Below are 14,881 nucleotides of genomic sequence, written 5' to 3' on the forward strand. Positions count from 1 at the left end.
ACAGGAAGGTGGGATTCGTACCATGCCGACTTTTGTGACACGATGCGTCCGGGATGCGGCCGGAAGCCTGGATGCCTTCAACGCGCCGACCGTGCTCGCCCTGCTCGCTGCGCTCGTCGCGATTTCGCTTTTCGTCTCAGTCGCGGCGACGCCTCTCGAAGCCGCGACATCCGGCGACCTTCCCACGCCGGAGCTTCTGTCCGCCGATGAACCGGGAACGAACGACGCGGAAGACTTCTCCTCCGACGTCGACGTCCCGGACTTCTATTCGGGCGTGGACGGAGACGTTTTCGCGATGTTCGACGACGTCTTCGCGTCCCCGGACCGGGAACCCGATCCGGCGGACGCCGTCGGCGACATCGAGCCGTTTCCGGCGGAACAGGAGGCTCTCCGCAAGGCACAGTCCGACCCGAGCCGCCTCAACGTCATGACGCTCGCGATGGTGCGCGCGCGAATGGCCACGGTGCTGCTCGCGAAAGCGCGGACCTCGCCGGATCTCGTTCCGGCGAAAAGCGGAATGGACCGCGCGATCGCCTACGCCCTCTCGGCCGTCGACCTCGTACCGGACGAGCCGGCCTTCACGTTCCTGCTCGCACAGGTCTATGCCGCGCAGCCGAAGAGCGACCTCATGATCTCGCTCGCCGAAGACGCGGCGGAACGGACGCTCGCACTCGATCCGGCGAAGGCCGAGGCACGGCTTCTTCTCGGCGCGATCCTGTTCCGGCAGCGGTTCTTCGGCCCCGCGCTCGACAGCTTCGAACGCGCCGTCACCGACAGACCGGCGCTTCTGGACATCCGGACTTCCGGGCTCATGGGATCGGCATATTGTCTTGACGGTCAGGCCGAACGGGGCGAACGCTTTTTCGACGCGTTCGCGAAGAAGGACCCGCAGTGCGGCCCCGCGTGGTTCGCGCTCTCCGTGCTCCGGCGCGCGAACGGGAAGAACGTGGAGGCGAAGTCGTCGATGGAAAAGGCGATCTCCGCGCTGAAGTCCGATCCGGCGACGCGAAAATACGCCGGAACTCTCCTGAAGGAGTGGGGAGGTAACGCGCAATGACCCGTCCGAAGACGCCGGACGGCCGCGAACGGCCGTTCGTCACGATCCTCCTCGCGGCATTGCTCCTCCTGCTCCGGATCTCAGGAGACGCGACCGCGCAGGAGAACCGGACCGATCAGCCGCAGCCGCCCGCAGTCATCGGGGCGCTCTCGGGCGTCGCGACGCCGGCGGATCTCGAGACGGCGATGGACGCGGATCTCAACACGGTCGCGAAGAAATTCGCGGCGACGGAACCGAAGAGCCTGACGGGCAGCGAACACAAGAAGTGGCTCAGGGACTATCAGCGTGCCATGGATCAGGTGCGCAGGACATACGCCGCCCGCGACGGACGCTTTTCGACAATCGAAAAGGCCATCAAAAACATCGGCGGCGAAGGAGATTTTTTGAACTCCGGGAGCGCGCCGAAGACCCCGAAAAGCGACGTCGACATCACCGAACTCAAGCCCGGCTCGGCGAAGAAGCTCATCGGCGAGCTGAACGCGAAAGGGTACTCGATCAAGCCGCATCCGACCATCCCCGGCCGCTTCGACGATCCCGCGAAGAAGCTCGTCGTCTGGGAGACGCCGCCGAATGTCGAGGTCGGCACGCAGGAGTGGAAGGACTGGGTCACGTCGCGCGCCGGGGCGGAAGACACCTTCGCGACATCCGGAGGCCTCCACAAGACGTCCGGAGGGAAACTCGGCGCGGCGGACCCGCAGGGCGCGGTCCTCGACAACGTCAAGAAGGCCGTCGAGGCCGGAATCCACAGGAATCCCGCAACCGACCCCATCGACGCGAAGACGATCGGCAAGAGCGTGAGCAAATCGCTCGAGTGGACGAACTCCGGGCGCTCGGGGCTGACCACGAAGGAGTTCTCGAACCAGGCGAACGAGCTCCGGAAGGGCAGAAGCTGGGACGAGGCCGGAATCACGAGTCCGAACGATCCTCCTGAGACGCGCAGCAAAAAGATCGGCGACTGGCTCGCGAAGGCGCAGGATACCCTCTCAAAGACCTACAACAGAGCCGTGAGACAGAGCCGGAGTCTCAACGAAGCGCGCGTCAAGGAACTCCACGAGATCATCCGCAAGCCTGCGGGCGCCGACGGAGCTCTGACGCCGCGACAACAGAAGCGCGTCGCGAAGCTCATCGACGAAATCCGCTCCATCCCGCAGGGAAACACCGAGACGCTGAAGACGATCTCGGAGCGCTCGCCGGAGATGGCCGGCAAGCTGCGCGGACAGAAGGTCCGAACAAACCCGGACGGAACCGTCACGAACCTGAAGACGGGAAAGACCACGACACGCAGCGAATTCGCCGAAGGCGCGACGGCCTCGACGCGCAAGGGCGGCGCCCGGACGGTGAAGGAATCGGTTCCTCCGGCGCAGCAGCCGAAGGAAGGAGGCCCCGCGAAACCGGCGACTCCGTCGAAGATCACGAAGTACGGCGGCGGATTCCTGCTGATCTATCAGGGGTACGAGGCGGTCAAGGCCTACTCCGACTACCTCGACAAGGCCGCGCGGACGGATCCCGAGAATTTCGGCGTTCTCACGATCGGCAAGGGTCTCGGACTCGGCGTCGCGACCTTCTTCGGGATCCCGGGCCTGATCGAACTCGGCGAGCGCTCTGGACGCGAGGTCCGGGAACAGTACGAAAAAGACATGCGCGAGGGAAAGACGTGGCTTCTGCCGCCCACGTTCTGGGGCGGCGCCTACGGCGCGTGGAACTTCGGGAGGGCGATCTTCGTCGATCCGCTGATCGCCGGAGGGGAGGCCGTCGTCGAGGGGTGGAGACTCTGGGACGACTACGCGAAGGCGCGGAAGGCCGCGGAGGACGCACTAAACGTCGAAACGCGCCTCAAGGAGAAGTACAAGCCGCTCGAGGACATGATGTCCCACGTCATCGGCGGCCCGCTGCCCCCGATCTGGGACAAGAATCGCCTCAAGTACTACAAGATCTTCAAACCGCTCCTCGACAACCCGGCCGAACTCGAGCGCATCATGAAGACGCCGCGCGGGCGCGACCTCTGGAAGTGGATCAAGGAATACAAGGACCGCCGCGCGAAGGAACTCGGGATCACCTTCGGGCGTCCCGGCGCGGACAACCCCGACGACAACGACAACATCGGCCGCGCCCTCATGGCGCTTCCGCCGCAGGAACGCCCGCTCTGGCTCCGCGCCGCCGAAAAAGGCGACGCATTCACGCAGGATTTTCTTGCCTCCCGCGACCGCGGCACCATAGACGACCTCGACCCCGAGACGCTCGGCGTCTTCCTCCAGGCGTCCCGGATCACGGGGCGGACCGGTGGCGCCGAAGCGACGCCGCCGATGATGCCGGAGCAATGGGACGCGGTCCGCGAGATCTTCTCGGACCTTCTGCGCCACGTCGGCGAAGCGCCCGACACTGCCGTACTCGCGGGCGGATACGCACGCGGCGTCGCCGTCCTTCTCGGGGCGGCCGGAGAGCCCGCGACGCTCGTGCAGCCGACGGACACCGCGGAAACGCTGTCGCGCTTCCGCCTGCTCATCATCCCCACCGGTGCGCTGTCGGACTGGAGCATGTCCGCCCCCTTCCGGCGGACGATGGAAACCTACGTTGCAGGCGGCGGGACGATCCTCGCCTTCGCGCAACAGCTCGGGAAGGAATTCGCCGTCCTGCCTTCCGGGAAGGGGACTCCGGTGACGGGCTACGGCTTCGCCGAAGACCAGAGCTGCCAATACGCGTCGTCGAAAATAGCCGCTCCGGTCGGCGCGTTCAGCTCCATGACGAAAACGACACCCGACTTCAACGTCGACGGCTACTTCCTCGACTACCCGCCTGAAAGCACGGTCTGGCTCTCGCGGACGAAGAACGACCAGCCGTGCATGATTTCCTATCCGCACGGAAAGGGACGCGTCGTTCTCTCGACGCTCTACATGGACTGGGCCGCCGGAAACCACCAGGGAACCACGGACGAACAGATCTTCTTCCGGGATCTCGTGGCGTTTCTGCTCGCCCCGGAGGAAACTCCGCTCTTTACGAAGGCCGACACGGTATCGCTCCGTCTCGGGCTTCCGAACCCACCGGCGAACGCGCATTCCGGAACGACCTTCCGGCCGTTTGTCCTTCGCCCCGATGGTTCCGTGATGGAAGCGAAGGATGTCGTCGTCGCGTCCCCGACATCGGCCGTCCTGTCACTCCCGAAACTCGACATGCCGGGATACTATCGCGTCGGAGGCGTTCTCCTCGACGAAGGCGAGAACCCCGTGTCGCAGGTTCCTCCGGCGATCCGCTTCGGCGTGAGCGCCCTCCCGACCCTCGCCGCCCAGAACCGCCAGGACGGGGAAGGCGTCAGGATGTCGCTCCAGAGCGATCTCGAGCAGTACATCAGAGGCGCGGTCGGACACTTCACCATTCTCGCGTGGAACAACGGCGATACCCCCCGGAAGATCCGCGCGAACTGGCGCTTCCCCCACAACCTCTGGGGAGCCTCGGGGAAGGATAAGGGCGACTACCAGGGAAGCACGCTCATGGAGCTTGCACCCCACTCCCGCGCGAGCGCCGAGCTGAAGATCCGGATCGTCAACGCCGACGGAATCGATCGTCTCTGGGTGGACTTCGTCGACGAGGAGACGAAAAAGACAATCGTCACCCTTTCCAAGGGGTTTTACACGAAAACGCCGCAGACGCCCGTAAGCGTAACGGCCGGCAAGAATGCCTATTCCGTCGGGGAACGACTCTCCGCCGAGGCGCGTTTCGGGAATCCGTTCGGCGCGAAAAGCACGGGAACGGTGCAGTTCGTGCTCTCCGACGCCGCGGGACGGACCGCAGCAACGACAGACGTCCCATTCGAGGCCGAAAAAGACGGCGCCGTCGTCTCGTGCGACATTCCGCTCGGAGATCTCTTCTCCGGCCAGTGCATCCTTCAGGCTTTCGTCACGCTTCGCGGCGCGATGACGGGAATCGGCGAACTGCCGTTCACATACCGCGGTCCTGCCCTCCCGTTCCGGAGTACCGTCATCGACCGGTTCACGGGGACTCCCGTCGGCAACGCGCACGTCTCGTTTTACCTCGGAACCGAGCGCACCGAAGCGGTCTCGGACGCAGACGGGAAACTGTCGCTTTCGCTCCCGGCGGCCGTCTACACGGTCGCGGCGGAGGCCGAGGGGTACAACGCCTTCACCCGATCGATGGCTATCAGTCCGGCCTCGGACGACGCGGTCGCGTTCCGCCTGTTGCCGTTCGGCAAGGGGGCGGGAACCGGAATGGTTCACGGTACGCTCTTCGACCGCGTCACGAACGAGATTGTCCCCGACATGGCGATCCAGTTCATTCAGGGGACGAATGTCCTCGAAATCAGGAGCGACGCAAGGGGGATCTATTCCCTCGCGCTCGAACCGGGCGACTATACCGTCCGATGCGTCCAGGACGGCGCCGGGCTCGGCGACTTCCCGCTCCGGGTTCTCGAAGGCTGGAACCAGACGCTCGACCTGTACCCCGCCTGCGGCAAGACGCAAATACGGCTCATCGACCAAGTGACCGGAAAACCTCTTTCCGGCGCATCGGTCGCGTTCAGGCTGCGCACGAACGCGGAGGCGTGGACGGCCGACGCGACAACGCACGTCAACCGCGGGACGATCTTCAGAACCAGTCCGGGACGCCGCCAGATCCGAGTCCGGCTCGACGGATACCATCCGCTCGACACCGAGACGTGGGTCAGCGAACGCCCATCCGTCTGTACGCTCGCGCTCCGTCCCGTGAAAAGCGCGCTCGTCGTCCGCGTCTCCGACCTCGTCACAGGCGCGCCGATCGAGGGTGCGGACGTCGCGGCGATGCGTCCGGGGCAGCCTCCCCAAGCCGGAGGCGACGCCTCGGGACGGACGGGAAAGGACGGTTCGTGCACGGTGCGTCTCGAGGACGGACGGTGGGTCGTCGCCGCCGAAGCGAACGGGTATCAGAAGCTTTCGACAGAGACCGTGACGGCCGTCAACCTGCCGGCAGTCTCCGAACCACCGGTGCTCCAGCTCTATATGGCCGTCGATACGGCGAAGGCTCCGGGAACGTTGAAAGTCAGAATTCGCGACATCCTTACGGGAAATCCCGTCTCCGGAGTTTCGATCCAGTCGACGTCGACTTCCGGCGGGAACACTACCTCGGCGGAGACCGACGCGTCGGGAAACGCGACGCTCAGGGTCCCCGACGGAAGGACGGCGCTGCTTTTCAAAAAGGACCGCTACGAGGAGCTCGCCACGGAGATCGTGGCGAGCTATCGCTCGGGCGACGTCGAGGAATTCTACATGGTCCCCGTCCATACGATCTGGCCCGTCGTCGTCAGGGACCAGCGCACGGCGAAGGCGATCGGCGAGGTTCGCGTCTTCCGGATCGAGGGAGAGACGCGACGTGACATGGGACTTTCGGGCTCCGACGGGGTCATTCGTCTCAATGTCCCGAGAGGACGCCAGATCCTCGAGTTCGTAAAGGACGGCTACGCGGCCCTGCGTACGGAGTTCTTCTTCTCCGGAACGGGGCGCGAGGAGACGCTCACGGACGAGGTCTACCTGTCGCAGATCTCGCTTCCGTACTCGGGCGTCGTCCGCGACGCAACGGGACACCCCGTGTCGAACGTCACGGTCGCCGTCAGACAGGGAGAGTCGATGAAAACGATGACTACCGCGAGCGACGGGCGTTTCGCGACCGATCTCGCCGCGGGTGTCTTCGAGCTCTCGTTCTCCGCGGACGGCTATCCCGCGTTCACGACGCAGGGCTATCTCGGCGGAGCCTCCGATGCCGACGAGGAGTACGTCCTCACATCGGGCGACGTCTCCCAGGGAACGATTTCCTTCCGCGTCGTCGACGCGCTCACGGGAAAGCCGATTCCGAAGTTCTCCTGCTACCTGCTGGGCGCGGCGTGGCAGGATGGACGCGACGGCGCGATCAGCGCCACGGCTCCGGCCGGGAACCGGCAGACGATCATCCGCGCGGAAGGATATTACGAGACCGGATCCTTCTATCCGACGACGTTTCCGGGGAAAACCGTCGTCCGGACGATCCGGATGCGACCGGCGACGGGCGAGCTCTCGCTGAGGGTTCTCGACGCGCTCACGGGAAAAGCCATCCCGAAATTCACCTGCTTCCTGCTGAACACGGCATGGCGCGACTGCAACGACGGGACCGTCACGACGCGCGTCCCGGCGGGCAACCGACAGACGATCGTCCGCGCCCAAGGATACCACGAAACGGGATCCTTCTATCCGACGGCCTTTACGGGACGCTCCGTCACGCAGACGGTTTTTCTCTGGCCCGTCACCGGCGAAATGACGTTCCGCGTGCTCGACGCGATAACCGACGCGCCGCTGCCGGTCTTCTCGATCTACTTCATGAACTCGGGGTGGCGCGAGGGAAAAGACGGCGTCTGCGCCGGGACAGCGGAGCCGGGAAACCGGCAGACGATCATCCGCGCCCAAGGGTACCTCGAGACGGGATCTTTCTACCCGTCGACGCACCATGGACGTTCCGTCACGCGGACGATCCGCCTCTGGCCCGAGTCCGGCGGCACGACCTTCCGCGTCAGGGACGCCCTGACCGGAGAGGCGATTTCGCGCTTCTCGGCCTATCTCATGAGCACGAACTGGCAGGAGGGACGCGACGGCGAAATCCGCGCCTCCGTTCCTCCCGGCAATCGTCAGACGATCGTCCGCGCGGAGGGATACTACGAAACCGGATCCTTCTACCCCACGACGTTCAGGGGACGAGACACCGGGCACACGATTTTCCTCTGGCCATCGACTGGAACGATGACGTTCCACGCACGCGACGCGCTCACGGGAGAACCGATCGCCGGACCGTTCTCGGCTTATATCCAGAACAACAACTGGCAGCGATCCGAACCGGCCGGTTCCGCCACGCCCGAGCGGACGCTCTCGGCCCGTGCGGAACCCGGGAACCGACAGTCGATCCTTCGCGCCGACGGCTACTTCGAAACCGGATCCTTCTACCCCACGGTGATCCAGGGACGCGACACGGAACTCGCGATGTACCTCCATCCCGAGGCGCCGCAGGGACTCCTTTCTCTCCGTGTCGAGGATATCGTCACGGGAATGCCAATCCGCAACGTCACGATCGTTCCCTCTGGAGAGCGGCCGATCTCAGCCCCTGACGGAACCGCGACGCACGCGGCGAAGACACATATCCGCCATCAATGGTTCCAGGCTTCCGCGCCCGGATACCGGACCGTGAGTCTGCCGGGCTATTTCGTCACCGGCCGGCAGGGGGTCTCCCTCGTACTCCCGATGGAAGAGGAACTCCCCGCAGGTGCAGGCAGCCTCCGGGTTTCCGTCACGGACACCTCCGGCGCGCCGCTCGTCGACGCCCGCGTGACGCTCGGCGGCGGCGGGAAGGAACGTGTCGCGTCCACCGACATCACGGGACGCGCATTCTTCGCCGATATCCGTTCGGGAATCTATACGCTCTCCGCACAGAAGAGCGGCCATCTCGGCGAAAGCGCCAAGTCCGCCGTTCCCGGGGGAACGGAATCGCTGCAGGCGCTCAGATTGTCTCCGCTCGGGCTGGTCGCCGCGCGAAGGCCCTATTCGCCGCGTATTCTCTCCGTTCCTGACGCTGCCGTCCTGCGCCCCGGCGAACGGCAGACACTTCAGGTCACGGTCGAAAACGAGGGAGACGCGGCGGGCCGTTCGGTCTGCGTCTTCGATATCCTCGGCCTTCTCCGGAACGAACAGGAGGTTTTTCTGGGCGCACGGGAACGCAAACAGATTTCCTTCGAAGCCGTGACTCCTGAAGATGCCGTTTCGTCGCTTCTCGCATGCTCGGTCACGCTCGAAAACCAGACCGCGACGGGGTCGCTCCGCATCGAGGCTCCGAGCTTCCGGTGCGTCGCGAGCACCGACAGGGAAGCCTACCGCGAAGGCGACACGCTTTCGCTCCGCGTCCACGTCTCGACGGACGCGAAGAGCGGTGTCTTCGATGACCTTCAGGTCCGGGCGACCTTCAACGAGACATCCCTCGTCCGGGATCTGAAGGTGGTCTCGGGCGAAGCCGTCGCGACCTTCCGCGACATCCCGGTCGCCTTCCGCGGCAACAAGCTCATGTTCGGCCTCTACCACAAAACCGGCCGTTCCGTTCTGATCGACGCGATCCCGGTTCCCGACGCGGGACGTGACGTTCTTCTCCTTCCGGACAAACCCCGATACAGCGCCGGGGAAACGATACGCCTCCGCGTCTCGGGGACGCCGAAAGGCGCCGTTTCGCTCGTGTCGGATCTTTTCCCGGGAAGCGACCGCGAGATCACTCTCGACGACTCCGGAAACGGCTCCGTCGCGATTCCGCTCCCCACGTCGATGCCGACCGGAACTCACACGATCCGTTGCGGGAACGCGACGGCAGACATCGACATACGCGGATACGAGACGAAGATCCTCGACCGCCGCATCGAACCCGACGCGGAAACCGGCTCGCTCCGCCTGCTCTGGACTGCGGCGACGCTCGGTCGGATTCCGTGCCGATGGTCCGTGACGGCGACATCCGAAGGCGGCACGGTCGAGGAAGAGGAAATAGCTTCCGGGACGCTCACGCTCGAAGGAGAGCGTGCCGACTATGACGTGACGACCGACCTCGAGGCCGGTGAATCCCGCGAGCTGACGCTCACGCTGCTGACCGAAGACGCCGGAGAAAACGGAGATCCGGTCGCCCTCATCCGATACGTGTGGAACGTACCCGTCGAAACCGAAGACGGAGACGCTCTTCCTGAAACCGGAGCCGCCGAAGCCACGGAACCTCCCGAATCCAAGAGAAAACCCGGAGAGATCGAGGCACCGGCAGTTTCGAAGGACACCGTTGCGACCCCGGACGCAGGAACGTCGGAGGATGTCCCGGCACGACGGACCATCGCTGCCGCCGCGCTTCAGAAGCACCTTGCCGCGCAACTCCGGAACGAGGGGGCCGAGCTCCAGCGCAGCGGACGATACAGCGACGCGCTCGCGCGATACAGAGAAAGCCTCACGGTTCTGCCTGACCGGGAACTCGAGGAATACGCCGTCAAGTTCGAGACGCTGCTCCGCAAGCGCGCAAAGCGCCTTGCGGACGAAGGAACGGCACTCCAGCGCCAGAAGAAGTACGCCGAGGCGATCGCGAAATTCCGACAAAGTCTGGAGTATTATCACACTCCGAAAGTGGAGGCGCATATACGGAAGCTGCGCGACTACATGGACGCGCTCGAACGGCGCGGGAAATAGCGAACGGAAGGGTGGGGCGGCCGCCCCACCCTTCTTCAGTCGAGAGTCCTGCGGAACTTGAGAAGGCTCACGGCCAAGAAGAGCAGGGTCAGCGCACAGAGTGCGACGATGGGGTGTACGAGCGCCTCCGCGCCGACCCCCTTCAGCAGAATTCCCCTCGTGATGAGCTGGAACCAGGTCAGCGGCAGCGCCATACTCAGGTACTGGAAAATCTTCGGCATCCCCATCCGGGGGAACATGAAGCCGGAAAGCAGAATACTCGGAAGGAAGCCGAATACGGAGAGGATCATCGCCTGCATCTGCGTCTTCGATACCGTCGAGATCAGGATCCCCCATACGAGCGTCGAGCAGATGAAAAGCAGCGTGAGAAGATACAGGAGTCCCAGACTCCCTCTGACGGGGATGTCGAAGACGACGCGACCGATCGCGAGACCGATCGTCAGTTGTGCGTACCCGACGCCGAGATACGGTACGACTTTCCCCACCATGAGCTCCCACGGGCGCATCGGCGTCACGAGGAGCTGTTCGAGCGTTCCCCGCTCTCGTTCGCGGACGATCGCCATCGATGTGATCATCAGCATCGTCATCGTCAGGATCACGCCGAGAATCCCGGGGACCATATAGTACGGCGTTTTGAAGTCGCGGTTGTACCACGGTCGCACCCGTATGTCCCAGATCTTGGGCTCGCCCGTCCCCGCCATCCGCGACAGGACGAGCACCGACTTCCGGATTCCGGTCATCTCGGCGGCCGAGATCGCCGAGCTCGCGGACATCGGATCGGATGCGTCGACGATCACCTGAATCTCCGCCCCGTCGCGTCGCGCGAGCCGCTTCGCGAAATCGGGGCCGAACGCGATTCCGACCACGCACTCCCCCCGTTCGATCGCGCGTCGGATGTCGTCGAACGACGACGCGTACGACCGGATATCGAAATATTGCGTCGCGGCGAGCGACTGGACAAATTCCCGACTCTCCTGCCCCATCGAGCGATCGAACACGATCGTCGGCAGATGTTTGACATCCGTGTTGATCGCGAAACCGAAGAGGACAAGCTGGACGATCGGGATCAGCATCAGCATGGCGAGCGTGAGCGGGTCGCGCCGCATCTGGATGAACTCCTTCACGACGAGCGACTTCAGGCGCCGCATTTTCGGACCTCCTTCCCGGCCGAGGAACGGACATGGTGTACGAAAACGTCTTCGAGCGTCACCTCTCGCTCCTCCCAGTCCGCTTCTCCCGCGACATCCGCGGGAAGACTGTCTCCCCGCGCAAGGATCCGGATCGAGGAACCGAAAATGTACGCATCCAGGACGGAACCGGATCCGTCCAAGTGGATCCGGTCCAGAAAGTCGATGGAATCACGGACGCGTGCCTGCCACAACCTTCCCGTTTCCGCGACGAGCCTCCGTTTGAGCTCTTCCGGAGTGCCGCAGGCGAGCATCCTTCCGGAATACATGAGACCGAGTCCCGTGCAGTGTTCCGCCTCGTCCATGAAGTGCGTGCTTACCATGACGGTCGCGCCCTCCTCGGAAAGGTCCGCTATCGTTTCCCAGAAGCGCCTTCGTGCCGCCGGATCGACACCGCTCGTCGGTTCGTCGAGAAAGATCATCTCCGGTTCGTGGACGATCGCGCAGGCGAGCGCGAGGCGCTGCCGGACGCCGCAGGAGAGCGCCCCGGTAACGACGCGCTCGCGTCCCCGGAGATCCGCCAGACCGATCATCGCGTCCACCCGTTCGCGTCGCCTCGCGTTCCCGAGGCCGTACATCCCGGCATAGAACGTCAGATTCTCAGCGACGGTCAGATCGTCGTAGAGACTGAACTTCTGGGACATGTACCCGATACGCCGCCGTATGGCTTCTCCCTCGCGGGCGATATCGCACCCGACGACCCGTCCGTCCCCCGACGACGGACGCAGAAGTCCGCAGAGCATCCTGATCGTCGTCGTCTTTCCCGAACCGTTCGGCCCGAGGAACCCGAAGATCGCGCCGCGCGGAATCGCGAGCGTCACGTGATCGACCGCTCTGAAGGCTCCGAAGTCCCGTGTGAGTCCGTCGGTCTCCACGGCCATCTTTCCGCCGTTCACGAATGATGCGCCCCGTTTCCGGCCAGAAGAACGAAGACATCCTCGAGCGTCGGGGGAATCGCGTCGACCGTGGCGTCGAAAATTCCGGCGCGTTCGAGATGCTCCCTGAGTCGCCGATCTCCATCGTCTCCGTCGACGACGACGTGAACCGAGTGGCCGAAGCTCGATGTCCCGGGACAGGGAAAGTCGACGAGAGATTTCCTGACTCCCGGGGTTTCCGAACGGGCCCGAAGGATCCGGTACGGGAAACGCCCGCAGATCTCGTCCGGCGTTCCCGACTCCAACACTCGTCCCTCGTGGAGGAAGATGAGTCTCATACAGAGTTCGGCCTCGTCCATGTATGACGTCGAGACGACGATCGTCACTCCCTTCCGGTTCAGGCGATAGAGAACGCCCCAGATGTCCCGTCGCGAAACCGGATCGACTCCGGTCCCCGGTTCGTCGAGGACGATGAGTTCCGGTTCGTGGAGGACCGCGGCCGCGATCGCGAGTTTTTGCCTCATGCCGCCCGAAAGCCTTCCCGCGAGCCGGTCGCCGAACGGCGACAGTCCGGTGAGGTCCAGAAGTTCGTCCGCCCGCGCCTTCGCGCGATTTTCGGACATCCCGTAGAGCCTGGAAAATAGCGAGAGATTCTCGAGAATCGACAGATCCTCGTAGAGACTGAATTTCCCCGCGACGTACCCCATCCGCCGCCGCGCCTCGCCGTCTCCTCCGTCAAACGCCACCCGAACGGTCCCCGACGACGGCGAGAGCACGCCGACAATCATCCGGAGCAGCGTCGTCTTTCCGGCTCCGTCCGGACCGACGATGCCGAACACCGTCCCTCGTTCCGCATCGAACGAAACTCCGCGGATCGCGTGGACATCACCGTAGAACTTCTGCACGTCACGCGCGGCGATCATCGGAAGGTTACGTCCGCAGGCATTCCGGGGCGCAGAAATCCTCCGGCGTTGTCGACGCGCACCTTCACTCGGAAGACGAGATTCGCCCGCTCCTCTGGCGTCAGGCTTTCGCGCGGCGTGAATTCCGCCTTCTCCGCGATCTCCCCGACGCACGCGGGGAAGACGCGCCCCGGAAACGAATCCACGCGGACTTCGGCCTCTCCGCCCCGACGGATTTTCCCGAGCATGGTCGAGGGCAGATAGACGCGGACCCAACAGTCGGATTCGTCTCCCAAAACGACCAGCGCCGATCCCGGATTCGCAAGCTCCCCCGGCTCCATCGCACGCACGAGAACCACCGCGCCGAGAGGCGAGCGGATCACGCGATCCTCCCGGCGGATCATCGAGGCCAGGAGCATCGCATCGAGCCGCTCGACCTCGCGCCGCTGGGCATCGATCTGATCCTCGCGGCTTCCCGCCTCGAGAAGGCTCCGGTTTTCCCGCGACGCGACGTACGCGTTCCGTGCGACATCCAGTGCGAGCGCGACGTCGTCCATCTGCTTGCGGGACACGGCGTTCTCCTCGTAGAGCCGGCGGTACCGACCATAGTCCCGCTCCGCCTGCCGCAGCCGCGAAACCGCTGACGCGACGGACGCCGACGCCTCCCGGATCCGCTGCGAACGCTCCCCCCTCGCGAGGTCCGCGAGCAACGCGCGTCCGCGATCGAGCGCGGCACGGTCGCGCGAGACATCCGCATCGAGATCCTCCCGAAGCAGCGTCGCGACGATATCTCCTGCCCGGACCACGTCTCCTTCCCGGAAACGCATTTCGGCGACGTATCCGCCGATCTTCGGGGCGAGCGTCACTTCCTGGATCTCGATTGTCCCCGTGGCGCGCAGAAGGGACTCCTCCGCACCCCCGAGCGCGAACGGGAGAGGGATTCTTCCGGTCCAGAGAAGAATCCCCGCGACGAACGCGATCCCCGAGACTGCAAGCGCGATGCGCCTCATCTGGTTTTCATCCCTTCGAGCAAAAGCGTCAGCAGCGGATCGACGTTCTTCCCTTCTTTCGCGAGGTCCGGGAGAACGAGTTCGACGACGGCCCTGAGGATGTGCCTGTAGTTCACGACTGACGCGACGACGTACGACATGAGCGCCGGATCGGCGTCCTTCCGGAAGACGCCTTCCCGCTGCCCCTCGGCGAACGAATCCTCGAGGAAGCTCACGATCCCCGAGATCGTCGCCGAAAACTTCTCGCGGAACGCCGGAGACGGGTGGAGAATCTCGTGGTAGAGGATCGGTGCGACATTCCGGTACTTCGTGTGAAGCTCGTCGACCGACCGGACGTAGAGCGCTACCCGTTCGAGCGGAGAAAGTCCGCGTCCCCGTTCCACGGTTTTCGCGAGAACTCCGAAGATCCGGTCGAGAATCTCTCGGTACAATCCGTCCTTGCCCCCGAAGTAATACGAGACCATCGCCATGTTCACGCCGGCCTCGCGCGTAATCTCCCTGACCGAGACCCTTCCGCAGCCGTGCCGCGCAAAGAGCCGGGCCGCAGCCGCAAGGATCCGCTCCCTCGGTTCCTCGCGGTCCGGGCCGCCGAAAATATCGGAATCTCCGTTTCGAATCGCCTTCGAGTGACCGTCCATTCCCGTCGC

Annotated in this window: 7 protein-coding genes; 2 read left to right on the forward strand and 5 right to left on the reverse strand. The window is 64.4% G+C overall.

Annotation, left to right across the window (positions count from 1 at the left end):
* Window positions 1–22 precede the first annotated feature (22 nt).
* Both ACZ5IU_RS04745 and ACZ5IU_RS04750 read left to right on the forward strand, forming a co-directional pair.
* The gene (locus tag ACZ5IU_RS04745; protein WP_464421042.1) at window positions 23–1,057 is read left to right on the forward strand and encodes a tetratricopeptide repeat protein; all 1,035 of its coding nucleotides are present in this window, start codon (window positions 23–25) and stop codon (window positions 1,055–1,057) included.
* Entirely contained in the window at window positions 1,054–10,260 is a 9,207-nt protein-coding gene (locus ACZ5IU_RS04750; protein WP_464421043.1) for a carboxypeptidase regulatory-like domain-containing protein, read from the forward strand. The genes ACZ5IU_RS04745 and ACZ5IU_RS04750 overlap by 4 nt, the downstream gene beginning before the upstream one ends.
* A 35-nt stretch (window positions 10,261–10,295) precedes the next feature.
* Here the strand turns inward: ACZ5IU_RS04750 and ACZ5IU_RS04755 are convergent, their stop codons facing one another.
* Genes ACZ5IU_RS04755 through ACZ5IU_RS04775 form a run of 5 tightly spaced genes read right to left on the reverse strand, consistent with a single transcriptional unit; the run spans window position 10,296 to window position 14,872 of the window.
* The gene (locus ACZ5IU_RS04755) at window positions 10,296–11,408 is read right to left on the reverse strand and encodes an ABC transporter permease (protein WP_464421044.1); all 1,113 of its coding nucleotides are present in this window, start codon (window positions 11,406–11,408) and stop codon (window positions 10,296–10,298) included.
* Window positions 11,396–12,343 (reverse strand): ABC transporter ATP-binding protein, encoded by a 948-nt coding sequence (locus ACZ5IU_RS04760; protein ID WP_464421045.1) that lies wholly within the window; start codon window positions 12,341–12,343, stop codon window positions 11,396–11,398. The genes ACZ5IU_RS04755 and ACZ5IU_RS04760 overlap by 13 nt, the downstream gene beginning before the upstream one ends.
* Window positions 12,340–13,245 carry an ABC transporter ATP-binding protein gene (locus ACZ5IU_RS04765; protein ID WP_464421046.1) on the reverse strand — a complete coding sequence of 302 codons (906 nt, stop codon included), beginning with the start codon at window positions 13,243–13,245 and terminating at the stop codon, window positions 12,340–12,342. Before ACZ5IU_RS04765 ends, ACZ5IU_RS04760 begins: the two co-directional genes overlap by 4 nt.
* A complete protein-coding gene (locus ACZ5IU_RS04770; protein ID WP_464421047.1) occupies window positions 13,242–14,234 on the reverse strand; it encodes an HlyD family secretion protein in 993 nt (330 codons plus the stop codon). Before ACZ5IU_RS04770 ends, ACZ5IU_RS04765 begins: the two co-directional genes overlap by 4 nt.
* Window positions 14,231–14,872 carry a TetR/AcrR family transcriptional regulator gene (locus ACZ5IU_RS04775; RefSeq protein WP_464421048.1) on the reverse strand — a complete coding sequence of 214 codons (642 nt, stop codon included), beginning with the start codon at window positions 14,870–14,872 and terminating at the stop codon, window positions 14,231–14,233. The genes ACZ5IU_RS04770 and ACZ5IU_RS04775 overlap by 4 nt, the downstream gene beginning before the upstream one ends.
* Window positions 14,873–14,881 lie beyond the last annotated feature (9 nt).

The organism is Lactivibrio alcoholicus, assembly GCF_055390895.1.